At 72.9% G+C, this 26,040-nt stretch carries 20 protein-coding genes; 7 read left to right on the forward strand and 13 right to left on the reverse strand.

What is annotated here, in order from left to right; genetic code table 11:
* From IE258_RS00005 to IE258_RS00015, 3 genes are all read right to left on the reverse strand, one after another.
* A partial coding sequence (locus tag IE258_RS00005) for a DUF2637 domain-containing protein (protein ID WP_189737288.1) occupies window positions 1–247 on the reverse strand: 247 nt, incomplete at its 3' end.
* 88 nt (window positions 248–335) lie between these two features.
* The gene (locus tag IE258_RS00010; RefSeq protein ID WP_189737291.1) at window positions 336–1,226 is read right to left on the reverse strand and encodes a DUF3558 family protein; all 891 of its coding nucleotides are present in this window, start codon (window positions 1,224–1,226) and stop codon (window positions 336–338) included.
* A 117-nt stretch (window positions 1,227–1,343) separates the two neighbouring features.
* Window positions 1,344–2,216: a DUF3558 domain-containing protein gene (locus IE258_RS00015; RefSeq protein ID WP_189737295.1), complete on the reverse strand. Its 873-nt coding sequence runs from the start codon at window positions 2,214–2,216 to the stop codon at window positions 1,344–1,346.
* 204 nt (window positions 2,217–2,420) lie between these two features.
* On the opposite strand from IE258_RS00015, the gene IE258_RS00020 reads away from it, so the two are divergent.
* Window positions 2,421–3,614 carry an RtcB family protein gene (locus tag IE258_RS00020; protein ID WP_189737298.1) on the forward strand — a complete coding sequence of 398 codons (1,194 nt, stop codon included), beginning with the start codon at window positions 2,421–2,423 and terminating at the stop codon, window positions 3,612–3,614.
* 33 nt (window positions 3,615–3,647) lie between these two features.
* Here IE258_RS00020 and IE258_RS00025 read toward each other — a convergent pair whose 3' ends face one another.
* Window positions 3,648–4,427 carry an SDR family NAD(P)-dependent oxidoreductase gene (locus IE258_RS00025; RefSeq protein WP_127894624.1) on the reverse strand — a complete coding sequence of 260 codons (780 nt, stop codon included), beginning with the start codon at window positions 4,425–4,427 and terminating at the stop codon, window positions 3,648–3,650.
* Between the two features lie 108 nt (window positions 4,428–4,535).
* Window positions 4,536–4,874: a YnfA family protein gene (locus IE258_RS00030; protein ID WP_007387504.1), complete on the reverse strand. Its 339-nt coding sequence runs from the start codon at window positions 4,872–4,874 to the stop codon at window positions 4,536–4,538.
* 95 nt (window positions 4,875–4,969) lie between these two features.
* Here IE258_RS00030 and IE258_RS00035 point away from each other — a divergent pair, with 95 nt between their 5' ends.
* Both IE258_RS00035 and IE258_RS00040 read left to right on the forward strand, forming a co-directional pair.
* Window positions 4,970–6,100 (forward strand): LLM class flavin-dependent oxidoreductase, encoded by a 1,131-nt coding sequence (locus tag IE258_RS00035; RefSeq protein WP_189737301.1) that lies wholly within the window; start codon window positions 4,970–4,972, stop codon window positions 6,098–6,100.
* Entirely contained in the window at window positions 6,097–6,750 is a 654-nt protein-coding gene (locus tag IE258_RS00040) for an FMN reductase (protein ID WP_189737304.1), read from the forward strand. The genes IE258_RS00035 and IE258_RS00040 overlap by 4 nt, the downstream gene beginning before the upstream one ends.
* A gap of 91 nt (window positions 6,751–6,841) precedes the next feature.
* Here the strand turns inward: IE258_RS00040 and IE258_RS00045 are convergent, their stop codons facing one another.
* The gene (locus tag IE258_RS00045) at window positions 6,842–8,302 is read right to left on the reverse strand and encodes an AfsR/SARP family transcriptional regulator (protein ID WP_189737308.1); all 1,461 of its coding nucleotides are present in this window, start codon (window positions 8,300–8,302) and stop codon (window positions 6,842–6,844) included.
* 89 nt (window positions 8,303–8,391) lie between these two features.
* On the opposite strand from IE258_RS00045, the gene IE258_RS00050 reads away from it, so the two are divergent.
* On the forward strand, window positions 8,392–9,348 hold the full coding sequence (locus tag IE258_RS00050; RefSeq protein ID WP_229891888.1) for a macro domain-containing protein: 957 nt from the start codon (window positions 8,392–8,394) through the stop codon (window positions 9,346–9,348).
* A gap of 256 nt (window positions 9,349–9,604) precedes the next feature.
* Here IE258_RS00050 and IE258_RS00055 read toward each other — a convergent pair whose 3' ends face one another.
* The 3 genes from IE258_RS00055 to IE258_RS00065 are packed head-to-tail and all read right to left on the reverse strand — an operon-like array spanning window position 9,605 to window position 12,681.
* Window positions 9,605–10,354 carry a TIR domain-containing protein gene (locus IE258_RS00055; protein ID WP_189737310.1) on the reverse strand — a complete coding sequence of 250 codons (750 nt, stop codon included), beginning with the start codon at window positions 10,352–10,354 and terminating at the stop codon, window positions 9,605–9,607.
* Window positions 10,351–11,955 (reverse strand): AbeC-like domain-containing protein, encoded by a 1,605-nt coding sequence (locus IE258_RS00060; protein ID WP_189737313.1) that lies wholly within the window; start codon window positions 11,953–11,955, stop codon window positions 10,351–10,353. The genes IE258_RS00055 and IE258_RS00060 overlap by 4 nt, the downstream gene beginning before the upstream one ends.
* 6 nt (window positions 11,956–11,961) lie before the next feature.
* Window positions 11,962–12,681: a hypothetical protein gene (locus IE258_RS00065; protein ID WP_189737315.1), complete on the reverse strand. Its 720-nt coding sequence runs from the start codon at window positions 12,679–12,681 to the stop codon at window positions 11,962–11,964.
* Window positions 12,682–13,273: 592 nt separating this feature from the next.
* Between IE258_RS00065 and IE258_RS00070 the strand changes: the two genes are divergently transcribed.
* Together IE258_RS00070 and IE258_RS00075 are read left to right on the forward strand one after the other, a co-directional pair.
* On the forward strand, window positions 13,274–15,307 hold the full coding sequence (locus tag IE258_RS00070) for a flotillin family protein (RefSeq protein ID WP_159328549.1): 2,034 nt from the start codon (window positions 13,274–13,276) through the stop codon (window positions 15,305–15,307).
* A gap of 86 nt (window positions 15,308–15,393) precedes the next feature.
* On the forward strand, window positions 15,394–20,727 hold the full coding sequence (locus IE258_RS00075) for a DNA repair ATPase (RefSeq protein WP_229891889.1): 5,334 nt from the start codon (window positions 15,394–15,396) through the stop codon (window positions 20,725–20,727).
* A 76-nt stretch (window positions 20,728–20,803) separates the two neighbouring features.
* Here the strand turns inward: IE258_RS00075 and IE258_RS00080 are convergent, their stop codons facing one another.
* The 3 genes from IE258_RS00080 to IE258_RS00090 form a co-directional block, all read right to left on the reverse strand.
* Window positions 20,804–22,897, reverse strand: a complete 2,094-nt coding sequence (locus tag IE258_RS00080) for a SpoIIE family protein phosphatase (RefSeq protein ID WP_189737317.1) — start codon at window positions 22,895–22,897, stop codon at window positions 20,804–20,806.
* Window positions 22,898–23,028: 131 nt separating this feature from the next.
* Entirely contained in the window at window positions 23,029–23,487 is a 459-nt protein-coding gene (locus IE258_RS00085; protein ID WP_189737320.1) for a DUF4396 domain-containing protein, read from the reverse strand.
* A 104-nt stretch (window positions 23,488–23,591) separates the two neighbouring features.
* Window positions 23,592–24,812 carry a cation:proton antiporter gene (locus tag IE258_RS00090; protein WP_189737323.1) on the reverse strand — a complete coding sequence of 407 codons (1,221 nt, stop codon included), beginning with the start codon at window positions 24,810–24,812 and terminating at the stop codon, window positions 23,592–23,594.
* Window positions 24,813–25,110: 298 nt separating this feature from the next.
* Between IE258_RS00090 and IE258_RS00095 the strand changes: the two genes are divergently transcribed.
* A complete protein-coding gene (locus tag IE258_RS00095) occupies window positions 25,111–25,455 on the forward strand; it encodes an ANTAR domain-containing protein (protein ID WP_189737326.1) in 345 nt (114 codons plus the stop codon).
* 114 nt (window positions 25,456–25,569) lie between these two features.
* On the opposite strand, the gene IE258_RS00100 is transcribed toward IE258_RS00095, so the two are convergent.
* Window positions 25,570–25,992 (reverse strand): arsenate reductase ArsC, encoded by a 423-nt coding sequence (locus IE258_RS00100; protein WP_189737329.1) that lies wholly within the window; start codon window positions 25,990–25,992, stop codon window positions 25,570–25,572.
* Window positions 25,993–26,040 lie beyond the last annotated feature (48 nt).

Genomic DNA, 26,040 nt, shown 5'->3' on the forward strand with positions numbered 1-26,040 from the left:
GCCGCAGCAGCGGGAAGGGGATGCGGATCCAGGTCAGCAGCAGGTCCAGGGCGAGCAGCACGCAGATGCCCGCGTCGATGCCGATCGGGAAGACGTAGCTGAAGTTCCCGAAGCCCTTCTTCAGGGCCAGTTCGCGCACCGCGGCGTACGAACCCGCGAAGCCGATCCCGGCGATGATGACGGCACCGAAGACGACCAGGCCGATGAGGACACGATGCGTCCGTGTCAGCTGAAGTGGCGCGGCCACCCGTACTCCCCTCCCATTGCGTGTTGTTGCGCGCAACAGAGTGGCACATGTGTGCGGGGGACGGGTGGCCGGTGGGTCGAAGAGACCGTCAGCTGTCCTTCGCGGGCGCCTTCGAGGACGACTTCGACGGAGACTGCGACGACTCCTCGGAGGGCGCCTTGGAGGACGACTCGGAGGGTGACGGCGCACCGCTCGACGTGCCGCCGGCAGCCGACCCGTTGGCCTTCGTCACCGCGGCCACCGCCTCCTTGGCCGCCTTCTGCGCGTCCTTCACCAGGTCGTCGGCGTCCGGGGTCTTGTCGCCCGCCAGGCCCGCGCCGTTGAGGTCGACCGTGACGACGACGTTCTCGACCCGTGCCACGACCGTCTGCTGCTTGAAGGTGCCTTCCTTCTTCTTCAGGTCGTAGCGCACCACCGACGCCTCGTCGCCCATACCGCTCACCGGCGCGGTCTTGACGCTCTTCGCGCCCTCGGCGCCCTGCGCGTCCTTGAGCTGCTTCCGGTAGTAGTCACCCGCCAGCTTGTCGCCCTCGCCGCGCGTCACGTCCGACTCGAAGCGCAGCATCGACACGCTCAGCCAGCGGAACTGGGAACCCTTCACGCCGTTGTCGTCGAGGCTGTCCCAGGAGCAACTGGCCCGCATCGCCGTGTCGTTGGACGCGCCCTCCTTGCCGGAGTCGGCCTTCGGCACCAGGTCGTCCAGCGTCTTCTTCGTCACCGCCGAACACGGCTCCGGAAGCTTGCGGAACGCCGCCGCCTGCACCGTCGGGGACGGGCTCGCGGACTTCGACGCGGCGGACTCCTCCGCGGCCTTGTCCTTGCCGTCGTCGGAGCCGGAGTCCGAGGAGCAGCCGGCTGCCACCAGCATCACGGGTACGGCGGCCGCGCCGACAAGGACGCGGGTGAGTCGCTTCGCTCGCTTCGCTTGCGGGTCTCGCTGGTCACGCTGGGCTCGTAGCTGCATGGTTCCTTCACTCATGGCACTCGTGGTTCCTGCGTTCGGAACGGGTCCGAGGGGCCACCGTACGCGGTGAAGAAATCGTGCGGTCCCGCTTCGGGGGCACCGCGCGCGGGCGCGGGCGAGCCCCGCCGGGACTCAACCGCCCAGTGAATCCGCCAGCTGGGAAGCCAGTTTCCGCGCCATGTCCTGCATTTCCTCACTGTCCGGCACGACGCCGAGTGTCGCCGACTGCTCCGCGTACTCGATGGTCACCATGACGTTCGACGTGCGGAACGCCACAGTCACCGTGCGCCGCTTCGCCGTGGAACCGGAGCTGCTGAGCGCGTCGTCGACGAACGCCTCGTCGCCCAGATCGTCCAGGAGCCGGGGCTGAACGTCGGTGGGCGTCGCGTCGGGGGACGCGGTCGACGAGGACGAGGACGAGGAGGACGCGGGGGCGGAGGAGGGCGACGAGGGCGTACCGCCCGCGCCGGCGGCCGGCTCACCGGATTCCCCGGGGGACGCCGACGGGCTGCCGGACGGGGAGTCCGCGCCGGACCCGGACTCGGAGACGACCGGTTCGGGCAGGTCGGCGGCCTCCACCTGCTGGGCGAAGAGCTGCTCGGCCTCGCTGTCGTCGCTCACGGAGTTGTCGTACGACACCACCCGCTCGAAGTCGACGAAGAGATGGTCGGTGGCCTCGGCCGACTCCACCTTCCAGCGGCAGCCGACCTTGCGGTCGGTGTCGTACGCGAGCGTCGGCTCGCCCGCGTACGCCTTCTCGCGCTGCTCCTCGTCGGTGATCTCCTCGATGCCGGGCAGGAGGGAGTCGAGCGTCTTGTGGCCGACCACCGTGCACGGCTCCGGAAGGGTGCGGTACTTGCCGGGCTCGGCCGCCTCGGTCGCGACCCCGGGCTGCCCCGGGTTCGAGTCGTCCGCGGTGGCGCCGCCGTCCGAGCCGCCGGTGCAGCCGGCCAGCAACGCCGCCAGGAGGGCGGCGACGCCGGGTACGTAGGCCTTCCGCTGCACGGTGCGGCTCCTCTCGCCGGTGTGGCTGTGGTCGGTACTCCAGTGTCCCCGCTGGTTATTCGCTTGCCGCGCGGGGGCGTCCCCTGGAGACAATGTGTATCGCACGCGCCGCCGTGAACGCCGGTCAGCCGTCCGTTTGGCTGCCCTTGGCGCCGGTTTTGCGCTTTGAGACTTCTGTTGGTTTTCCGGGGGAATGAGGACGATATGTCGTACGTGGAGATGCCGGGCGCGAAGGTGCCGATCCGGATGTGGACCGACCCGGCGACGGTCGAGGAGGGCGCGCTCCAGCAGCTGCGCAACGTCGCGACCCTGCCGTGGATCAAGGGCCTCGCGGTCATGCCGGACGTGCACTACGGCAAGGGCGCGACGGTCGGCTCCGTGATCGCGATGCGGGGCGCGGTGTGCCCGGCGGCGGTGGGCGTCGACATCGGCTGCGGCATGTCGGCGGTCAAGACCTCCCTGACGGCGAACGACCTCCCGGGCGACCTCTCCCGCCTCCGCTCGAAGATCGAGCAGGCGATTCCGGTGGGGCGGGGGATGCACGACAGTCCCCTTGAACCGGGACGCTTCCACGGGCTGGCGACCGGCGGGTGGGACGACTTCTGGGGGCGGTTCGACGGGGTGGCGGAGGCGGTGAAGTTCCGGCTCGAGCGGGCCGGGAAGCAGATGGGAACGCTCGGCGGAGGGAATCATTTTGTCGAAGTGTGCACGGACGCGACCGGTTCCGTCTGGCTGATGCTGCACTCCGGTTCCCGCAACATCGGCAAGGAACTGGCCGAGCACCACATCGGCGTCGCCCAGAAGCTCCCGCACAACCAGGGCCTGGTCGACCGCGACCTCGCGGTGTTCGTCGCGGACACCCCGCAGATGGCGGCGTACCGCAACGACCTGTTCTGGGCGCAGGAGTACGCGAAGTACAACCGCACGCTCATGATGGCGCTCCTGAAGGACGTGGTCCGCAAGGAGTTCAAGAAGGCCAAGCCGGCCTTCGAGCCGGAGATCAGCGCGCACCACAACTACGTCGCCGAGGAGCGGTACGACGGGATGGACCTGCTGGTGACCCGCAAGGGCGCGATCCGTGCGGGTTCCGGGGACTTCGGGATCATCCCCGGTTCCATGGGCACCGGTTCGTACATCGTGAAGGGTCTCGGCAACGCCAAGTCCTTCAACTCCGCCTCCCACGGCGCCGGTCGGCGGATGAGCCGGAACGCCGCCAAGCGGCGCTTCTCCACCAAGGACCTGGAGGAGCAGACGCGGGGCGTGGAGTGCCGCAAGGACTCCGGCGTCGTGGACGAGATCCCGGGCGCGTACAAGCCGATCGACCAGGTCATCGACCAGCAGCGCGACCTCGTGGAGGTCGTGGCGAAGCTGAAGCAGGTCGTCTGCGTGAAGGGCTGACGCCCGGACGCGCCAGGTGCACCGGGGGCGGGTCTACGCCTCCCGGTGCACCTTCGTGTTCGATGCCTGGGCGCGGGGGCGGACGACCAGGAGGTCGATGTTGACGTGGGCGGGGCGGGTGACCGCCCACGTGATGGTGTCGGCGACGTCGTCGGCGGTCAGGGGGGCGGCGACGCCCTGGTAGACCTTGGCCGCCTTGTCCTGGTCGCCGCCGAAGCGGGTCAGGGCGAACTCGTCGGTCTTGACCATGCCGGGCGCGATCTCGACGACGCGGACCGGGCGGCCGACGATCTCCAGGCGGAGGGTCTCGGCAAGGACGTGCTCGCCGTGCTTGGCGGCGACGTAGCCCGCGCCGCCCTCGTAGGTGGACAGGCCCGCGGTCGAGGAGACGACCACGACCGTGCCGTCGCCGCTCGCCTCCAGCTTGGGGAGCAGGGCCTGGGTGAGGTTGAGGGTGCCGATGACGTTCGTCTCGTACATGCGGCGCCAGTCGTCCGGGTCGCCGGTGGCCACCGGGTCGGCGCCGAGTGCGCCGCCCGCGTTGTTGACGAGGACGCCGACCGTCTTGAACGCGGTCGCGAACTCGTCGACGGCCTCGCGGTCGGTGACGTCCAGGGGGTAGGCCGTCGCCTTGTGGCCGGCCGCCTCGATCTCCTCGGCCAGCGCCTCGATGCGGTCCTTGCGGCGGGCGGTGAGGACCACCCGGTACCCGGCCGCGGCGAGCTGCCGGGCCGTCGCGGCGCCGATGCCGCTGCTCGCACCGGTGACGACGGCGATACGGGAGGCGGCGGACGGGGCGGCTGCGGTGGCCATGGGCTGCTCCTGGTGCGTACGGAGGGCGGTGCGGACGGTCGCCGCCCAGGGTAGTCAGCCGCCGTGGCCGGTCGCCGTGGCCGGTCGACGTGGTTGGTCCCCCGGTGATCAGCCGCCGTTGCGCGGGGCCCACATGATCACGGCCATCCCGGCCAGGCAGACCAGCGCCCCGGCGATGTCCCAGCGGTCGGGGCGGTAGCCGTCGGCGACCACGCCCCACAGGATCGAGCCGGCCACGAAGATCCCGCCGTACGCGGCGAGGATGCGGCCGAAGTGTGCGTCGGGCTGGAAGGTGGCGACGAAGCCGTACGCGCCGAGGGCGAGGACGCCGCCCGCGGCCCACAGCCAGCCGCGCTGCTCGCGCACCCCCTGCCACACCAGCCAGGCGCCGCCGATCTCGAACAGGGCGGCGACGACGAAGAGGGCGGCGGAGCGCAGGACCAGCATGCGGTCAGCCTCGCACGGACCTGCGGAATAACGGGTCGGGGGCCACCGTTAGGCGGGTATAGTTGAACCGTCAACAAAACGGAGGTTGAGCGATCATGCAGTTCGGCATCTTCACCGTCGGTGACGTCACGCCCGACCCGACCACGGGCCGTACGCCGACCGAGCGTGAGCGCATCAAGGCGATGGTCGCCATCGCGCTCAAGGCGGAGGAGGTCGGGCTCGACGTCTTCGCCACCGGCGAGCACCACAACCCGCCCTTCGTGCCCTCGTCGCCGACGACCATGCTCGGCTACGTCGCGGCTCGCACCGAGCGGCTGGTGCTGTCCACCTCCACCACCCTGATCACCACGAACGACCCGGTGAAGATCGCCGAGGACTTCGCGATGCTGCAGCACCTGGCCGACGGCCGGGTGGACCTGATGATGGGGCGCGGCAACACCGGCCCGGTCTACCCCTGGTTCGGCAAGGACATCCGCGAGGGCATCAACCTCGCCGTCGAGAACTACAACCTGCTGCACCGCCTGTGGCGCGAGGATGTGGTCAACTGGGAGGGCAAGTTCCGCACCCCCCTCCAGGGCTTCACCTCCACCCCGCGACCGCTGGACGGCGTCGCGCCCTTCGTCTGGCACGGCTCCATCCGCTCCCCGGAGATCGCCGAGCAGGCCGCGTACTACGGCGACGGCTTCTTCCACAACAACATCTTCTGGCCCGCCGACCACACCAAGCGCATGATCGAGCTGTACCGGGCCCGCTACGCCCACTACGGGCACGGCACGCCCGAACAGGCGATCGTCGGCCTCGGCGGCCAGGTGTTCATGCGGAAGAACAGCCAGGACGCGGTCCGCGAGTTCCGGCCGTACTTCGACAACGCCCCGGTCTACGGGCACGGGCCGTCGCTGGAGGACTTCACCGCGCAGACGCCGCTGACCGTCGGCTCGCCGCAGCAGGTGATCGAGAAGACGCTCGCCTTCCGCGACTACGCCGGCGACTACCAGCGCCAGCTGTTCCTGATGGACCACGCCGGGCTGCCCCTGAAGACCGTCCTGGAGCAGCTGGACCTGCTCGGCGAGGAGGTCGTGCCGGTGCTGCGCGAGGAGTTCGCCAAGAACCGCCCGGCGAACGTGCCGGACGCGCCCACCCACGCGTCCCTGCTGGCCGCGAAGGCCGCCGACCAGGAGAAGCAGGACAAGCAGGACAAGCAGGAGAAGGAAGGAGCGCGGGCATGAAGCTCGTCGTCGTCTCCGCGGGGCTGAGCGTGCCGTCGTCCACCCGGCTGCTCGCCGACCGGCTGGCCGCGGTCGCCGCCCCGGCCGCCACCGCACCCGAGCCCGCCCCGGCCGACGTCCGGGTCGTCGAGCTGCGCGACCTCGCCGTGGAGATCGCGCACACCTTCACCAACGGCTTCCCGGCCCCGGCACTCGCGGACGCGTTCGCCGAGGTCGCGGCGGCCGACGGGCTGATCGTGGTCACGCCGGTGTTCTCGGCGTCGTACAGCGGACTGTTCAAGTCCTTCTTCGACGCGCTGAGCGTCACCGACGAGGACGCCCTCACCGGGAAGCCGGTGCTGATCGCCGCCACCGGCGGCACCGCCCGGCACTCCCTGGTGCTGGAGCACGCGCTGCGGCCGCTGTTCGCCTACCTGAAGGCGGTCGTCGTCCCCACCGGGGTGTACGCCGCCTCCGAGGACTGGGGCGCGGAGGGGCTCGACGCCCGCATCGAGCGGGCAGGGGCCGAGCTGGCGGCGCTGATGGCGGGGCTGACCACGCCGTCGAAGGGGCGCACGCCGTCGCCGAAGCGGGACTCCTTCGAGGAGGTCACGCCCTTCGCGCAGCGGCTGGCCGCGCTAGGTGTCCCGGGCCCGAGCCCGGCACCGTAGGGCGGTCGGCCGCCGGACCGGAAGCGGGCCGGAAGCGGTCGGCCACTGGTGCCGGAAGCGGGACAGCTGATGCCGTAGGAGTATGTCGACGTCACCGGCGGCCGTACGCCCCACCGCTGTCGCCGGCGTCGGCACCGGTGTCCTGGCTCCCGGTGCCGACGTCGGCGCTGGTGCCGATGCCGGTGCTGTCGGGGCTCGTGCGGGAGGCGGGGAGCAGCGCCGTGCGCAGATACGTGCCGAGCACCGACAGGTCGGTCCGCTCCAGGTCGGCCGGGCGGATCACGACGCGCAGCTCCGGGGCGGTCGCCGGATCGCGGCGGCAGTGCTCGGCGAAGCTCTCCACGATCATGAGCAGCAGCCGGGTGCGGTCCAGCTCCACGATCCGGGCGAGCCCGGAGCCGATCAGGGGGATCGCGACCGGCCGGTACATGCCGTAGCGGGCGACGGCCGGCCACAGGGTGTCCAGGCTCGCCCGCAGGTCGGCGGGGCCGGAGCGGGCCACGAGGTCGTTGCCGAGCCGGGAGTAGGCCACGGCGAAGACCCGGCGGCCGTCCACCGTCAGCGGGACGGTGGTGCCGAGGGGGTAGCGGACCCGCCGGCCGCGCGGCTTGTCCTGGACCCGCTCGGTGCGCAGCGGCCGGAACGCGCGCAGCCCGGCCTGGAGCCGGTCGTCCAGCAGCTTGCGCTCGCCGCCGAACAACCGGTCCACCAGCTGCCCCTGGACGCTCTCCCGGCTGATCACCAGGTCCTGCTCGGTGGCGGTGTCGAAGGTGTCGGTGAAGCCGACCACCAGATTGGCGTCCTCCTGGTCGAACAGGTCGCCGCGCACCACCACGAGGTCCCCGGCGCCGGGGAACGGCTGCCGCAGCAGCTCCCGCCCGTGCCGCTCGCGCAGCCGGGCCCGCAGGCTGCCGAGCAGCTCGGCGACGTCCTGGTCGTCGGGCCGCTCCCGGGCCATCCGTTCGGCGACCGGCAGCGCGAGGTCGTGGCGGCCCAGGTCCATCCGGCTGCGGATCAGCTGGCGGCGGGCCGTCTCGTACAGCGCGGTGAGCCGGCGCACCAGCGGCCGGGCGAAGTCCTCGTCGCCCGCCTCGGCCAGCGGGCGGCCGCGCACCAGCGCGAGCGCCGCCGCCAGCCGGTCGGCGGCCGACGCGGGCGCCGCGAGCAGCGCCGAGTCGACCAGGTCGGTGAACTCCGCGCAGTCCAGCTCGTCGGGCGCGAGCACCAGCCGGTACGCCGTCTCGGGCGCCGGACCGGCCAGCAGTTGCTCGGTGCGCAGCACCCGGGCGCCGTCGCCGCGTTGCGCGGGATCGAGGGCGCGGCGCAGTTCGAGGACGCGTTTTTGCACCTCGTTGCGGTGCCGCTGAGCCGCGTGCGGCTGCTCGCCGTCGAGTGCCCACACGTCCCGGTGCAGTCGGCGCACCGGGACGGGCTCGCCGTCGGCCGCCACCAGGCGGACCAGCAGCCGTGTCGTCAGCGGGGTCAACCGGGCGGGTACGCCGTCGACTTCGAGCCTGGCCGGGCCCAGGACGCTCACACGGATGCGCGCCATACAAGTGGTCTCCACTCGCTTCGCCCTCCCTCGACCGGTGGTCGCGGGGCGGGTTTCGGCAGCGTATCAATTGTCCGTTTGGGGGAGTTGTGGTTTCGGTCGGTTCGCGCGGGACCGGTCCGGTCGTCCGTCCGCCGCGGGGGAGCGGGCGGCTGAGCCGCCGGGGCCGGCGCGGCGCGTTCGGCGGCGCGCGGACCCGGCGGCTGTTCGTCGGCAGCCTGATGGCGGCCTTCGGCGGGGTGTCGGCGGTCCTGCAGTTCGTGGGGCAGCTGTGGCCCGCGGCCATTCCCGGCCCGGCGCCGGTGACCGCGGCGTCGGTGCTGCTGTGCCTGGCCTGGGCCGTGGTGCGCAGCAGGCCCACGGTGGTCGTGCACCAGGAGTTCGTACGGCCGCGGATGTCCGTGACGGTCGGCCCGGGCGACCTCTTCGACGAGTCCGCCCACCTCGTCGTCGGGTTCTCGGACACCTTCGACACGGACGTCCGCGACGGTGTGGTGATCAGCGGGACCAGCGTGCAGGGGCAACTGCTGGAGCGCCGCTACGACGGTGACGTGCGGCGGCTGGACGACGAGCTGGACGCCGCCCTCGGCGCGGCCGTGCCGGTGGCCAGGGAGACGCGCGCCGACAAGCCGTACGGCAAGCTCGACCGCTATCCCGTCGGCACGGTGGCGGTGCTCGGCAGCCGGCCGCGGCTGGTCTTCGGGGTCGCCCACAGCAGGCTGGGCAACGACTGCGTGGCCCGCTCCAGCACCGAGGAGCTGTGGCTGAGCCTCGGCCGGGTCTGGGACGCCGTCTACCGGCACGGCCAACTGGACCGGGTCGCCGTGCCGTTGATCGGCTCGGGCCTGTCCCGGTTGCACGGGCTCGACGAGGAGAGCCTGCTGCGTCTGATCCTGCTGTCCTTCATCACCCACTCCCGGGAGCGGGTCATCTGCCGCGAACTGCGGGTCGTGCTGCGCCCCGCCGAGCTGGAGCGGGTCGACCTGACGGAGGTGGCGGCGTTCCTCGGGGTGCTGGCGGCGGCCGACTCGGGGGCCGCGGGCTAGGGGGTGTCGTATGGATCAGGCCGGCTCCGAGCGACGGCGCCTTGTGGCCGACCCGAGCGGGGCAAGATGCGCGTGCCAGGGCCCGCGACCCCGGCAAGATCCGAACGACACCCCCTGAGGCCCGGCCGGCCCCGGGACGGCGCCGGCCCCCGGGACACGTACCGCGGTGACGGGACGTGCCCCGGGGGCCGGTTGCGCCGGTCCCCCGAGCGGCGCCGGATCCGCCGGACGCGTACGGCCGGCGGTGGCAGGGTGCCTACGGCCGGCGGTGGTAGGCCGACAGGTGGCGGAAGGGGTAGGTCTGGCGCCAGTCCGAGCCGGTGTCGTTGACCGTGCAGCCCGCCAGCTTCAGCCGCTCCACGACCTTGCCGAGCGCGGTGTCGGAGCCGTCGAAGCGGATGACGTTGCGGCCCGCGATGTCGGCGATCGGCCGCACCCCGCCGACCTCGACGATCAGGGTGCGCTCCGGGTAGGCCATCAGCACCATGCCCAGCTCGATCAGGACGTTCGGGCGCGGCTGGCACACCGGCCGGGTCTCGTGGTCGGGTTCGTTGTGGCCGCGCAGCTCGGGGTGGAGGGTGACGACGTCGTCCGGGGTGAGCAGGACCAGTGCCGCCTGCGCCTGGGCGGGGGCGGCGGCGACCACGTCACCGAGGAAGGGGGAGGCCTGGCCGGTCGCCCGGACCAGGTCCTCCCACTCCTTGGGCCGCAGATCGAGCCGGCGCAGCAGCTCGTACATCTCGCGCCGCACCTGGTCGTCGCGGCCGTGCACGACGAAGACGCTCCGGGCCCGCTCGGCGTCCCCGGGTCCCGCGGCCGCCGGGCGCCGCCACCCGTCGGCGTACGGCTGCGCGGGCGGGGTGGCCGGCGCGGGCGGCGCGGCGTGGATCGGGGAGTTGTCGCCGAAGGTCTGGGTGGTGTCGGTGTTGCCGGAGCTCTGGTTGCCGCCGAAGTTGTTGGTGCTGCCCTGGCCGAAGCTGTTGCCGTGGAACTGCTGCCCGCTCATCCTTGCCGTGCCTCCCTGGTGACGCCGGAGTTGTTGCCGAAGGTCTGGGTGGTGTTGGTGTTGCCGACGCTCTGGTTGCCGCCGAAGTTGTTGGTGCTGTTGGCGCCGAAGTTCTGCTGGAGGATGTTGGTCTGGTTCGCGTCGTGCTCACGGGTGTCGACGTCGTGGTCGCGCAGGAAGTCGCCGACGATCTGCAGCAGGTGCCGCTCGATGATCTGGATGTACTTGATCGTGTCCGACTCCTGGAAGAAGTGGTGGAAGTCGTGGTTGGGCGCCAGCTCGCGGACGCTGGTGAGGGCGCCGCAGTCCACCGCGGTCAGGGCGTAGCGGCCGAGCCGGAACTCACTGGTGTCGGCGGGCTGGCCCACCAGCTTGCGCACGGTGTCGGTGCCGAAGCGGCTGGGCAGCCGTTCGCGCAGCGGGTTGGCGATCAGCCGCAGCAGTTCGCCGGGCGCGCTGCGGGTCACGTCCCAGGCGATGCGCAGCATGAGCTTGCCGTCGATCGTGGCGGGCAGCCGGTCGGCGAGGTGGAAGCTCTCCGGCAGCGGACCGAGCACGTAGGTGTAGAACTCGGTGTGCAGGGTGCTGCCCTTGATGTCGAACCCGATGAATACCGAGGTGACCAGCTCCTGTTTCCAGGCGCCGATGCGGACGCACAGGTACTCGCGGCGGGCGTCGTAGTCCTCCCGCCAGTGTCCGGCGGTGTGGTCGGGGTCGCCGGGGTCGGGCGTGTCCAGGAGCACCGCGACGGGGTCGCTGCCCTCGGCGGTCCGCACCGCCTTGGTGAACCGGCGCCGGTCGACGGAGAGCAGCTCGACGCGGTCGCTGGGCGCGGGCTTGTCGCGCAGTTCCGCGAGCATCTCCTCGCAGACCCGGGTGGTGATGTCCTCGACGGTGAAGGGAATGATCGGCTTGCGTTCCGTCCGCCCGGCCCCGCCCGTGCCGTCCGCGTCGTCCGCCGGTCCGTGCTGGGCGGGGACGTGCCCGTTGAGCAGGCCCTGGGCGAACGCGCCGGTCCGGGACTTGGGGACGCCGAGCAGCAGTTCCGCGTTGGCCCACCGCTTGATCGAGTGGCCGGCGCCGACGAACGGCTTGTAGCCGCCGTAGTACACGGTGTCCGATGCCTGCTCCCGGTTGATCTTGCCGACCAGTTCCGGGGTGAGGCGCGAGGTGATCGGGTGGGAGCCGTCGAATGCGGCGCGGTCGTCCGCCCGGTCCTCCGCCGGACGTGCCAGGTGCTCGGCGAGGGTCTGGAGGATGGCGAGCCGGCGCAGGAACATCGTGGCCCAGGCGAGCCAGAAGACGAACAGGGCGGCCGTCCAGCCGCCCAGCACGTCCGCGGCCATGAGCAGCGCGATGACCACCGCGCCCGTCCCGAGGGCGATCAGCTGGTTGCGGCGCAGGTTGTGGGCGGCCAGGGCGTGCGCCAGGACGGGCGCGGCGTCGTAGCCGTAGGAGGGGGCCACCACCCGGTAGCGGTGGGTCAGCAGCTCCCGGATGACCCCCTTGCGGTAGACGGGGTCGAGATAGGTGCCCGCGCACATCAGGCGGGTGGCGTTGCTCGTCGCGTCCGGGGGCGGCGGGGCGGCGTGGGTGGTCATGGCTGCTCAGTTCCCTTCGCGCATGTCGGCCGAGGTGATGACGCCGCCGCTGACCGTGTAGGTGCCCTCGAACGTCGTCTGCGTGCCGTCGGTCTCCCAGGCCACGACCGTGACCGAGACGTCGTCGCCGGACGTGCCGGTCACGGTGAGGTCGTCCCGCTGGGTCGTGGCGAAGCCGGCGACGAAGGTGTCGTAGTCCTGGTTCAGGTTCTTGCCGCCCAGTTCCCACGCGGCCGCGAAGTCGCGGTTGTTGATGGCGTCGAAGTACGCCGTCACGGTCGCCTCCGGGCCGGTCTCGTCGGTGGTGGCCCCGTCGGTGGCCGTGTCGTCGGTCGTGGGGTCGTCCGTGGCGGTGTCGTCCGTGGTGCCGTCGCCGTAGGGGTCGTCGCCGTACGTGCCGCCGTCGTAGGTGTCGTCCGCGTACGGGTCGTCGCCGTACGTGCCGTCGGGGTTGGTGCCGTCGTCCGATGTGCCGTCGTCCGATGTGCTGTCGTCGGTCGTGCCGGATCCCCAGTCCGGCAGCGCGCCGCTGCCGTAGAGCCCGTCGGTGGACGGTGCCCCGTCGTCCGGGCCGGTCGTGGCGAGCACGACCGCCAGCACGACTATGAGGACGAACGGGATCGCGATCACGGTCAGTGCCTGGTTGCGCAGGGGGCCGGGCGTGAGTGCGAGCCCCGGTGCGGGGTAGGAACCCCGGGCGCCGGACGGGACGCGGGTACTGCTCATCTGTCACCTCATTGCCGCCGGTATCCGGCCGGGCGGATACGGCACGCGCCCCGAGTGGGCCGATGTGCCATGTGCATCGACCGATCCGACCAGTGGCGGCGCTTCCGGAACCAGATTTCTGGAGTTCCGATGCGCTTCCGATCGGCTTCCGGTATGGCCTCCCGTCGGCCGGCCCGGAGGCGGCTCACCGGCATCCAAGCCCTGGTGAACGCTTCCGGAAACCGGCAATGCGGATAGGTGGCACCGTCACACATCATGGGTGCACGGGGAGCACTGCGGAGGGGGCCGGACGATGAGGACGATGACGACGCACAGTCCGTTCGTCCGGCCCCTCCACCGCCTGCGCCCCCGCCCCGACGAACCCGGCCGCGCCCCGCGCGCCGCCGGTGCCGCGGCCTGAGCCGCCGCGCCGTCCGGAAGCCGCATCCCGCCCCTCTGCCGGGGCCCGGCAGGGGCACGGTCCCTCCGAAGACCCGCCCCCCCCGGCACCACGCCCGTGCGTACGGGCGCCACCACACCCGCACCCGCGTCGGCCGGCCGCGCTCGTGACCGGCCGCCGCGACCGCCGCCTCATGCCGTAAGGACGTATGCCATGGAAGTCATCGGTGTCCTCGCCGTCGTCTGCTTGCTCCTCGTCGCCGTCGTGCTGTTCGGCGTCTCGCGGCTCTTCCGCAAGGTGGAGCAGGGCAAGGCGCTGATCGTCTCGAAGATGCGCAAGGTGGACGTGACCTTCACGGGCCAGGTGGTGCTGCCGGTGCTGCACAAGGCCGAGGTGATGGACATCTCGGTGAAGACGATCGAGATCACCCGGGCCGGCAAGGAGGGGCTGATCTGCCGGGACAACATCCGGGCGGACATCCGCATCTCGTTCTTCGTCAAGGTCAACAAGACCGCGGAGGACGTCGTCAAGGTCGCCCAGGCGGTGGGCACGGCCCGCGCCAGCGACCGGGACACGCTGCAGGAGCTGTTCCACGCGAAGTTCTCCGAGGCGCTGAAGACCGTCGGCAAGCAGCTGGACTTCACCGACCTCTACACCAAGCGCGAGGAGCTGCGGTACCGGATCATCGAGGTCATCGGCGTCGACCTCAGCGGGTACCACCTCGAGGACGCGGCGATCGACTACCTGGAGCAGACGCCGCTGACCCAGCTCGACCCGGCGAACGTCCTCGACGCCCAGGGCATCCGGAAGATCACCGAGCTGACGGCCGTCGAGCACGTGCGCACCAACGAGGCCAGGCGCACCGAGGAGAAGGAGATCACCCGGCAGAACGTCGACGCGCGCGAGGCCGTACTGGAACTGGAGCGCCGCCAGGCGGACGCCGAGATCAAGCAGAAGCGCGAGATCGACACCACCCGGGCCCGCGAGGAGGCCGAGACGGCACGGGTGGTGGAGGAGGAGCGGCTGCGCGCACAGACGGCGTTCCTGCGTACCGAGGAGCAGCTCGGCGTGCAGCGCGAGAACCAGGCCCGGGAGGTCGCGGTCGCCGCGAAGAACCGCGAGCGGGTCATCGCCGTGGAGAACGAGCGCATCGAGAAGGACCGCATGCTGGAGGCCATCGGCCGCGAGCGGGAGACGGAGCTGACCCGGATCTCCGCCGAGAAGGAGGTCGAGGCGGAGCGGCGGGACATCGCCGAGGTCATCCGCGAGCGCGTCGCCGTGGACCGCACGGTCGCCGAGCAGGAGGAGTCCATCAAGAAGCTGCGCGCCGTGGAGGAGGCGGAGCGGGACCGGCAGACCGTGATCATCGCTGCCGAGGCCCAGGCTCAGGAGCGGCTGGTCAAGGACATCAAGGCCGCCGAGGCCGCGGAGGCGGCGGCCACCCACCGCGCCGCCGAGGAACTCACCATGGCCGAGGCCCGGTTGAAGAGCGCCGACCTGGAGGCGCAGGCCAAGCTGCGGATGGCCGAGGGCATCCAGGCCGAGGCGGCCGCGGCGGGCCTCGCGGCGGTCCAGGTCCGCGACAAGGAGGCCGACGTCATCGAGAAGGCCGGCCGCGCCGAGGCGGAGGCCACCGAGGCCCGGTTGCGCGCCGAGGCCGAGGGTGCGCGGGCCAAGGCCCTCGCCGAGGCGGAGGCCATCGGCGGCAAGCTGAAGGCGGAGGCCGCCGGCCTCACCGAGAAGGCCGCGGCGATGGCCGCCCTGGACGACGCCTCGCGCGGCCACGAGGAGTACCGGCTGCGCCTGGAGGCGGAGAAGGACATCCGGCTGGCCGGGCTCGACGTGCAGCGGCAGGTCGCCGAGGCGCAGGCCACGGTGCTCGCCACCGGTCTGGAGAACGCCGACATCGACATCGTCGGCGGCGACACGGTCTTCTTCGACCGCCTGATGTCCTCGGTCGCGCTCGGCAAGGGCGTCGACGGGTTCGTCAAGCACTCCGAGACCGCGCAGGCTCTCGCCGGGCCCTGGCTGGACGGCTCGTCGAGCTTCACCGACGACCTGACCCGCGTACTGGGCTCCTTCTCCACGGCCGACGTGCAGAACCTGACGGTCTCCGCGCTGCTGATGAAGCTGATGAAGTCGGGCGGCACGGACGCCGGGCAGGTGCAGCGCCTCCTGGACCGCGCGGGCGAACTGGGCCTCGCAGACACGCCGCTGACCGCCCTGAACGGCACGGCCAGGGTCTGACCGGCCGCCACCGACCGGGGTGCCGGGACCGCCGTACGGGGGTCGGCGGTTCCGGCACCCCGCATCCTGGAAGGGAACCACCGCTCATGGCCACCGCTCCGGAGACGGCCACGACGTCCGGCACGGGCTCGGCGTCCGCCGCGGCTTCGACGTCCGCCACGGGCTCGGCGTCCGCCACGGTCACGTACGACACCGCCGATGCCGGCGCGTACGAGGTGCTGCGCGACCGTCTCGCCGCGCAGACCGCCGACCTCGCCCGCCGGGCCGAACTCCTCAACGCCCGCCGGGTGGAGGAGTTCGGCTCGGCACGGCTCGAACTGGCCTCCACCGAGCGGCTGCGCACCGAACACCCGGGTGTGCCCTGCGACCTCGCCGCCGTCGGCGACAGCCTGCTCCTGGGCTCCACCGGCCGCCCGGGCGACCGGCGCACGCGGCCCGCGGCCGTGGCCGACGTCTTCACCCTGTACGACCGCGATCTGAACCCGCTGCCCGAGTCGGCCGTGCCCGGCCTGCTCGACGACCCGGCCTTCGTACGGGAGTTCGCGGACCTGCACCGCTACTACCGGCAGGCCCGGCTGCTGCGGCTGCGCCCCGTCGGCGGCAGGCTGCTGGCCGTCTTCCGCACCGGCGAGAAGGCCGACGACATCCGCGTCCTGCGCTGGGAGCTGACCGAGGACGGACGGGCCGCCTTCCTGGACGCGCGCGGCGAACGCGACGACGTGTTCCCGCCGTCCCACGACTTCGAGTGGACCGCCGCGACCCGCGAGGACCACGTCCTGGGCCGCCACCCGCACGTGTCGGTGCGCGGCGAGTTCCACGTCAGCGCGGTGGGCGGCGCCCTCACCGTCAAGCTGGAGGACGACACCGAGACCGCCGAGGGCGTCTACTCCGAGCCCGTCGACGAACCCCTCCAGTCTCTGGCCGACGCCGGCATCGCACACGCCCGGGTGGGCGCCCTGATCCTGCTGCGGATCCGGCCCTACAAGGAGGACACCGACCGGCACCTGGTGTTCAACACCCTCACCAAGTCGGTGGTCCGCCTGGACGGCATCGGCCTGGCCTGCCGCCGCCTGCCCGACGACCAGGGCATCGTCTTCCCCGGCGGCTACTGCCTGGCCACCGGCGCCCACAAGACGTACGAACTCGACGCGGCGGGCCTGGAGTTCGAACGCGAGGTGCGCTCGCCCAACGGCGAGGACGTGCTGTACGCCTTCCACGCGCGCGGCGAGAGCCGGGGGCTGCTGCTGTCGTACAACACCATCCGCAAGGAGGTCGCGAACCCGCTGCCCTGCCGGGGCTGGGCGCTGGCGGAGGACGGCACCTTCACGGTCCTGCGGGCGGACGGCGACGAACCCGCGCAGGTGCACCCCGTGCAGCTGTGGCACTCGCCGTACGTCTCCGACACCCACGCCGCCGCCGCGCCCACCGGGAGCGGACCGCTGGCGCGCGTGGGCAACGCCGACCTGGTGCGCGGCATCTCCGCCTGCCTGTCCGTCGCCGGGGCCGTCGGCGAGGGCATCACCACCGCCGAGGGCTACCGGGCGCTCGCCGCCTCCTGCGTACGCGCGGCCGACGCCCACCACTGGCTGGGCGAGGCGGACCTGGGCGACCTGGCCGGCGCGCTGGCCGCCGTACGCGAGACCGCCGAGCAGGTGCTGGCCGAGTTCGAGACGGTACGGGACCTGACCCGGCGGGCGGCCGAGGCCCGCGACGCGGCCGCCGAGCGGATCGCGTCGGTGGTCCGGCGGCTGCGCGGCGAGGCGCCCAAGGAGGCCGCCGCCTGGGTACGGGGCCTGACCGAACTGCGGCACGCGCACGGGCATCTGCTGACCGTCAGAGAGATGCGGTATGCCGACGCCCCGGGCATCGGCGCCCTCGCCGAGGAGGCCGAGGCGTCCCTCGCCGACCTCGGGCAGCGGGCGGTGGCCTTCCTCGCCCGCGAGGACGCCTTCGACGCCCAGCGCGCGGACGTCGAGGCGCTCGTCGCCGACGCGGAGGCCATCGCCACCGTCGCCGAGGCGGGTCCGGTCGCCGCCCGGCTCGACGAACTCGCCGACGGGCTGCGCACGGTCACCGACGTCGTCGCCGAACTCGACATGGGCGACGCCACCGTCCGCACCGCCCTGCTGGAACGCGTCGCGGCCGTCCTGGGCGGCGTCAACCGCGCCCGCGCCACCCTCGACGCCCGCCGCCGGGCCCTCCTCGACCGGGAGGGCCGCGCCGAGTTCACCGCCGAGACGGCCCTGCTCGGCCAGGCCGTCACCGCCGCGCTCGCCGCCGCCGACACCCCGGAGCGCTGCGACGACCAGCTGGCGCGGCTCCTTGCCCGACTGGAGGACCTGGAGTCCCGCTTCGCTGAGTTCGACGGCTTCCTCGGCGAACTCGCCGACAAACGCACCGAGATCTACGAGGCGCTCGCCGCCCGCAAGCAGTCCCTCTCCGACACCCGGGCCCGCCGCGCCGAGCAACTCGCCGCCTCCGCCGCCCGGATCATGGAGACGATCAACCGGCGGTGCGCGACGCTCGCCGACGCCGACGCGGTCAGCACGTACTTCGCCTCCGACCCCATGCCGGCCAAGGTCCGCCGCACCGCCGAGGAACTGCGCGCCCTCGGCGACAGTGTCCGCGCCGAGGAACTGGACGGGCGCCTCAAGTCGGCCCGCCAGGAGGCCGCCCGCGCCCTGCGCGACCGCACCGACCTGTACGCCGACGACGGCCGCACCCTGCGCCTGGGCGCCCACCGCTTCGCCGTCAACACCCAGCCCCTCGACCTCACCCTCGTCCCCGACGGCGACGGGCTCGCCTTCGCCCTCACCGGCACGGACTACCGCTCGCCGGTCACCGACCCGGACTTCGCGGCCACCCGCGCCCACTGGGACCGCACCCTGCCCTCGGAGTCCCCCGGCGTCTACCGCGCCGAGCACCTCGCCGCCCGCCTGCTCCGGGAGCACGGCGCGAGCGCCCTCGCCGACGCCGACGACCTGCCCGCCCTCGTCCGCGAGGCCGCGCAGGAGGCGTACGACGAGGGCTACGAGCGGGGCGTGCACGACCACGACGCGACGGCCGTCCTGACCGCGCTGCTGCCCCTGTACGACAGGGCCGGGACCCTCGTCCACGAACCGGCCGCCCGCGCCGCCGCCCAGCTCTTCTGGGCCCACGGCACCACGCCGGAGACACGCGAGTCCTGGACCCGGCGCGCCCGCTCCCTGGCCCGCGCCCGCGACACCTTCGGCCTCTCGACCGCCATCGGCGCCCTGGAGGACGAACTGGCGGGGGCCGTCGACGCGTGGTTGGGGTCGGGTTCGGGGCCGGCGTCGGCGGAGACGGTGGCGGTGGCGGGGGTGGTCGGCGGCGCGGGTGCCGGTTCGCCGACGGGTGCTTCCGGCGCGGTGGCCGCGGCGGCCGGGGTGGCTGATTCGGCCGCCGGAGCGGCCGGGGCCGGTTCGCTGGTGGGGACGGCCGATTCGGCCGTGGGGGCGGCTGGTCCGGCCGCCCCCACGGCCGGGGGCGCCCGTCGGGCGGCGGGCGTGCTCCCGGCCGCACGAGGGAGGGCCCGCACGGACGAAGGCTTTGCGGGGGCGGCCGGGGCCGTCGGCCCTCCGACCGGCGCGCTCGGCCGGCCCGCAGAGCCCTCGGGCTCCGGTGGGCAGCCTGCCCACGCGGCCGCCGCGTACCTCTTTCACGAGCTGACCACCGGCCCCGGCGGCTTCGTTCTCGGTGCCGGGACGCGCACGCTCCTGGAGAAGTTCCGCCGGACCGTGGGCAGCCCGGCCTACGACGAGGATCTGGCCGCGCTGGACGACCTGGCCGCCCGGGGGCAGCTCGCCGAGGCGTGGATCTCGTCGTACGCCGCCGCCACCGGCGCCGACCTCACCCCCGGTGAACTGGCCGAGGCGGTCGCCGCCGAGCTCTGCCCGGACCTGCCCCGCTATGACGGGGACGCCCCGCCGACGGCCACGGCCGAGGGCCTGCTGGGCAGTCACCCGCGCGTCACGGGCGGCCGACTGCCGCTGCGCCTCGACGAGTTCCTCGCCCGTACCGCCCGTTTCGCCGCGCACGACGTCCCCGCGTTCCGCGCCTACCAGCGGCGCCGTACCGCCCTGGTGGGCGCCGAACGGGACCGCCTGCGCCTGGACGACCACCGCCCGCGCGTCATGTCCGCCTTCGTCCGCAACCGCCTCGTGGACGAGGTCTACCTGCCGCTCGTCGGCGACAGCCTGGCCAAGCAGCTGGGCGCCACCGGCGACGGCAAGCGCACCGACACCGGCGGCCTGCTGCTGCTCCTGTCCCCGCCCGGCTACGGCAAGACGACCCTGGTGGAGTACGTCGCCGAGCGGCTCGGCCTGATGCTGGTGAAGGTCGGCGGCCCCGCGCTCGGACACGCCGTCACCTCGCTCGACCCGGCCGACGCCCCGAACGCCACCGCGCGCCAGGAGGTCGAGAAGATCAACTTCGCGCTGGCGGCCGGGAACAACACGCTGCTCTACCTGGACGACATCCAGCACACCTCCCCCGAGCTGCTCCAGAAGTTCATCCCGCTGTGCGATGCCACCCGCCGCGTGGACGGCGTGTGGGACGGCCGCCCCCGCACCTACGACCTGCGCGGCAAGCGCTTCGCCGTCTGCATGGCCGGCAACCCCTACACCGAGTCCGGCGCCCGCTTCCAGGTCCCCGACATGCTCGCCAACCGCGCCGACGTCTGGAACCTGGGCGACGTCCTGACCGGCAAGGAGGACGCCTTCGCGCTGAGCTTCCTGGAGAACGCGCTCACCGCCAACCCGGTCCTGGCCCCGCTGGCCGGCCGCGACCGGACCGACCTGGAGCTGCTGGTCCGGCTCGCCACCGGCGACCCCACCGCACGCGCCGACCGCCTCGCCCACGCCTGCCCACCGGCCGAACTGGAGCGGATCCTGTCCGTCCTGCGCCACCTCGTGGCCGCCCGGGAGACGGTGCTCGCCGTCAACGCCGCCTACATCGCCTCCGCGGCCCGGTCGGACGACTCCCGTACGGAACCCGCCTTCCGGCTCCAGGGCTCCTACCGCAACATGAACAAGATCGCCCAGCGCATCCGCCCCGTCATGAACGACGCCGAACGCGCCGCCGTCCTCGACGACCACTACACCGCCGAGGCGCAGACCCTGACCCACGGGGCCGAGGCCAACCTCCTCAAGCTCGCCGAGCTGCGCGGCACACTCACCCCGGAGCAGGCCGCCCGCTGGGCCGAGGTGCGCACCGCCCACGTCCGCGCCCGGACCCTCGGCGGCCCCGGCGACGACCCGCTCACCCGTGCCGTCGCCGCGCTTGGCCTCCTCGCGGACCGGGTCGCCGCCGTCGAGTCCGCCATCACCCGCGTCGCCGATCCCCGCCGCCTCCTGGCCAACCCGCACGCGCGGGACGCCGCCGGCGGGACGGAGCGGTGACCGCAAGGGCGGACGGAGCGGTGACCGCGGGCCGCGGGGGCCGCGGGGGCGCTCGCAGCCCCGCTCGCAGTCCCGCTCACAGACCCGCGGTGTCCGGCACGTCGAATGCCTCCAGCAGGTCGGACGTGTCCGGCGGCCCGCCGTCGAGCCGCTGCTCGGACCAGATGGTCTTGGCGTGGCGGCTGTGCCGGACGCCCCAGTGCGTGCTGAGCCGCATCACGATGAACAGGCCGCGGCCGCCCTCGTCGTTCTCCCGGGCGCGGCGCAGATGGGGGCTGGCGCTGTTGGCGTCCGTGACCTCGGTCAGCAGCCGGCCCCGGTCCCGGATGAGCCGCAGCCGCACCGGGCCCTTGCCGTAGCGGATGGCGTTGGTGACGAGTTCGCTGACGACGAGTTCGGTGGTGTAGACCGCCTCGTCGAGGTTCCAGGCGGCGAGCTGCCGGTCGACGAGCCGGCGGGCGGTGCCCACCACGGAGGCGTCGGCGGGCAGCGTCCAGTCCGCGACGTGCTCCGGCGGCAGGACACGGGTGCGGGCGAGCAGCAGGACGGCGTCGTCGTGGCGGGAGGGCGCCATGTGGTACACGGCGGTGTCGCACAGCTCCTGCAAGGGCCGCGTGGTGGAGGCCAGGATGTGTTCGAGGCGGCGCCGCGCGGCGTCCCCCTGGTCGCCGTTGCCCCGGGTGAGGCCGTTGGTGTGCAGGGCCAGCAGCGTGCCCGGCGCCAGTTCGAGCACGGCCGGGGTGAAGACGTGTCCGCCACCGGTCCCGAGCGGCGGTCCCTGCGGGACCTCAACGGTGCGGGGGACTCCGTCGGGGTCGATGACGACGGGGGCGGGGTGGCCCGCGCGGACCATGGTGCAGTGCCGGGAGACGGGGTTGTAGACAGTGACCGCGCAGCTCGCCACCGCCCGGTTCGGACCCGGCCCGGAGGCGTTCGCCAGCTGGGAGGCGACCTCGTCCAGGTGGGTCAGCAACTCGTCCGTCTCCAGGTCCCGCAGGGCCAGGGTGCGCAGCGCCAGGCGGAGCTGGCCCATCGTGGCCGCCGCCTCGATGCCGTGGCCGGTGACGTCCCCGACGACGAGGGCGACGCGCGTACCGGAGAGGGGCACGACGTCGAACCAGTCGCCGCCGGCGCTCTCCGGCAGGTACACGTGGGCGGTCTCCACCGCCGAGAGCAGCGGGATCGCGCCGGGCTGGAGCCTGCGCTGGAGGGCGGCCGCCACGGTGTGCTCGCGCCGGTAGCTGTGCGCGTTGTCCAGGTGCACGGACGCGGTGAACGCCGCCTGCCGGGCCACGTCCAGGTCGGCTTCCTCGAAGGGGTCGGTCCGGTGCCGGTACAGGGTCAGCAGCCCGAGCACGGTGTCCCGGGCCAGCAACGGGGCGACGATCATGGAGTGCACGCCCGCCCGGACCAGCGGCTCGAAGCCCTCCGGGTCGGTGGACAGCCAGGGGTCGTCGGAGGAGACGCGGACCAGCCGGGCCCGCATGTCGTTGAGGACCTGCGTGTACGGGGTGGGGAAGGGCAGCGGACGGCTGTCGCCCTCCCTGCGGCTCACCTCCGCGGACGGCGGGGCGAAGGCCACCCGGCGCAGGGGAACCTCCGTCGGCGGGGGACCGGCAGCCCGCTCGGCCGCGACGGCACCGTCGTCCAGCAGGTCGACGGTGGCCGCGTCGGCGAAGGCGGGCACCAGGGCCCGCACCAGCTCGTCGCCCGTGGTCCGGACGTCCAGCGTGGAGCCGACCGTCGCGTGCACCTCGCTCAGTACGGCGAGCCGGTCCGCCGCGGCCTGCCGCTCGGTCACGTCCTCGACCACGCCCACCAGGCCGGGCCTGCCGCCACCGAGGTCGTGCAGCGGGAAGAGGGACACCTCGACGGCCAGCGCCTGGTGCGGGTCGGACGGCGACTTGCCGCGGACCAGGCGGCCCCGCAGCGCCTCGCCGGTCGCCAGGACCTCGTCGATCAGGCCCTGCAGTACGTCCGCCTCGAACCCGGGGGCGAAGTCGGCGATGCCCTGTCCGAGGACGTCCTCGTCGGACAGGCCCCGCACTCCCCGGCCGGCCGGGTTGTAGCGGGTGACCCTCTGCTCGGAGTCGAAGACGAACAGCCCCTGGGGCGAGTTGGCGAACAGCGCGTTGAGCACCGCGGCGTCGCCGATGGGGTCGCCTGTCACCGCACGCTCCCTTCGCGGCCCTCCCCTCACCTTCTCGCATCGGCACCGCCCGGCAACTCGGCCGGAGGGTGGCGTGCGACGAACCGCTCGCCGGCCTCGACCGAGACCGGCGAGCGGTGTGCCGGGGGCGGTCAGTGGTAGGCGTGGACGACGGCGTGGCCCTTGCCGCGGCCGATCATCCACTTGTTGACCGGCGTGGTGATCAGGAACGCGACGGCGAAGCCGCCGAGCAGGGCGTACCAGAACAGCCCGTCGGACAGGTGCGCGTCCATCGCGCCCGGGACGAGGGCGATGATGCCGTTGTCGACCAGCTCCATCACGGCGATGGAGACGGTGTCGGCGGCCAGCGCCACCTTGACCGCGGCCTTCATGGACACCCCGGCGCGCACCACGGCGAACAGGGTGAAGGAGTAGCCGAAGACGAAGGCCAGGGCGATGGCCAGCACCATGGTCGGCACGTTGCCCCACATCAGCGCGGTGCCGATGACCATGCCGAGAATCTCGCCGACGGCGCACCCGGTGAGGCAGTGCAGGGTCGCCCGCATGGCCGTCGCCCACGTGGTGCCGTGTTGGTGCGTGTTGTGGTCCATGACCGCCAAGATATACCCCCTGGGGGTATCTAGGCCAGTCGTTCAGGCACTCGTCCGCGCAGCCCGAGCCCGCCGCGCACACTCGTCCGCCCAGCCGTCCGCCGTCACCATGCCTCCGAGTCCCGCGCCCCGTCCGCCGGGGACACCGCCCCGGCCGTCCGGCCCCTCGCCCGCACCCGCGCGGCGACCAGCGGGAACACGAGTACGGAGATCATCGCGGCGCCCACCAGCGAGGCCGCCAGGTCCGTGCCGATCAGCTTCTGGTCGACGCCGATGGTGGTGATGGCGACGACCAGCGGCAGGCACGTCGAGGTGAACAGCGCCAGCGCCATCCGGTCCGCGCGACCGAGGTCCCTGGGCGCGAGGAGGTACACCGGGACGCCGTGCACCAGCAGGAAGAGCAGCAGGAACCCCGGCAGCAGCAGCAGGGCGCCCGGGTCGTGCAGCAGCGCGTCCAGGTCGAACTCGATGCCGGTGACGACGTAGAAGAGGGGCACGAGGAAGCCGAACCCCATGGCCTCCACCTTGCCGAGGACCTCCCCGCTGCTCGCGGGCGCGGCCCGGAGCAGTACGAGCCGGGTCAGGACCCCGGCGGCGAACGCGCCCAGCAGTACGTCGAGGCCGAAGACCTCCGCGAGGCCAAGCATGCAGGCGAGCAGCAGCATCACGAACCGGACGGCGAACTGGCCGCTGCTGTGCAGGGTCAGCTCGGTCAGCCGCGCGAACCACGGCGGCCTCGGGCGCAGCGCCCAGAACACGGCGGCGGCCGTGATCGCCCCGAACGCGGCCAGCAGCGCCGCCGACTCGGCCGGCCGGCGCCCGCTGAGCAGCAGCGCCACGGCGATCACGGGCCCGAACTCGCCGACCGCGCCGAACGCCGAGATCACCGTCCCGAACCGGCTGCGCAGTTCGCCGCTGTCCCGCAGCATCGGCAGGACGGTGCCGAGGGTGGTGCTGGTGAGGGCGGTGCCGACGACGAACGCCTCGAAGACGTCCCCGCGGCTGATGAGCAGCGCCAGCGCGATCCCGGCGACCAGGGCGAGGGGCCACGACCACAGGGAACGGCGCAGGGTGTCGCCGCGGACGGCGGCGAAGTCGATCTCGTAGCCGGCCAGGAAGATCAGCATGGAAAGGCCGAGATCGGCGAGCGTGTCGACCACCTCGCCGGGACGGGCCCAGCCGAGCACGTCGGGCCCCATCAGGATGCCGAGGACGATCTCGAAGATGACCAGCGGGACCCGGACCCGCCGGCCCGTGGCGTGGACGAGGAGCGGCGCCAGCACCGCGGCGGCCATGATCAGGACGAGGGTCCCCGGATGGCTCATGAGGCGCCGCCGCGCCGCCGGACCACGGACCGGCGCGCACGTCGGAGACCCGCGTTCCGTGCCATCGACGCTCCCTCGCGAACGGCGTGCGGGGACGGGGCACCGGGCGGCACCCGCCCCCCGCGCCCGCCACTTGTCACTGTCGCCCGCCGGACGGGCCGGGACCACCGGGCGTACGCCGGAAGGGGGGAGCGGGACGCTGCCGCCGGGAAGACGGGTGGGCGCCCGGACGGATGCCGGCACGGAACGGGGGCAGGCGTGAGGATGTCCCTACCCGCCGTCCACACCGGTGAGTGCCATGACCTCCTCCACGCGTCGCAGCCCCGAGTCCCCGTCCACGACGACCGACGAGCTGGTGCGGGAACTGCGGCAGGTGCGCGCGGAGAACAGACAGCTCAAGCAGGCCCTCGCCTCGCACGCCGCGGTCGACCAGGCCATCGGCGTGCTGACCGTCCTGGGCCGGATCAGCCCCGCCGACGGCTTCACCGTCCTGCGGGAAACCTCCCAGCACACCAACGTCAGACTCTCCGTCGTGGCCGAGTACCTCCTGGACCACGCGCGGGGCGCGACGCTGCCCGCCGTCCTGCACGGCGAACTCCACGCGGCCCTCTCCCGCCACGCGGGCCCCCGTGCCGACCCCTGACCGAGGTCGGCACCGTTCGTTCCGAGCGGGCTCAGGACGTCAGGGCATCAGGGCATGACGATGGGGGAGTTGGGGGCTGACCGGAGCCGGTGACGACGACCTCGCGTATCTCGCTCATGCCGTCGCCCCCGGCTTCGGCGGGGCGATCTCGGCGATCAGGCCCTCGACCAGGGTCTTGATCTCGTCACGGATGGGGCGGACGGCCTCGACGCCCTGGCCTGCCGGGTCGTCGAGCTTCCAGTCGAGGTACCGCTTGCCGGGGAAGACGGGGCAGGTGTCGCCGCAGCCCATGGTGATACAGACGTCCGACTCGCGCACCGCGTCGACGGTGAGGATCTTCGGCACCTCTGTGGAGATGTCGATGCCGACCTCGGCCATGGCCTCGACGGCGGCCGGGTTGACCTGATCTCCGGGGGCGGAGCCGGCGGAGCGGACCTCGACGCGGTCTCCGGCCAGGTGAGTCAGCCAGGCGGCGGCCATCTGGGAGCGGCCGGCGTTGTGGACGCAGACGAACAGGACGGACGGCTTGTCGGCCATGGTGATCGTTCTCTCTCGTCGCACGGCGGAACCCAGCGGCCAATGACT

The sequence above is a fragment of the Streptomyces tendae genome (assembly GCF_014650435.1).
GTDB classification, from domain to species: Bacteria; Actinomycetota; Actinomycetes; order Streptomycetales; family Streptomycetaceae; genus Streptomyces; species Streptomyces tendae.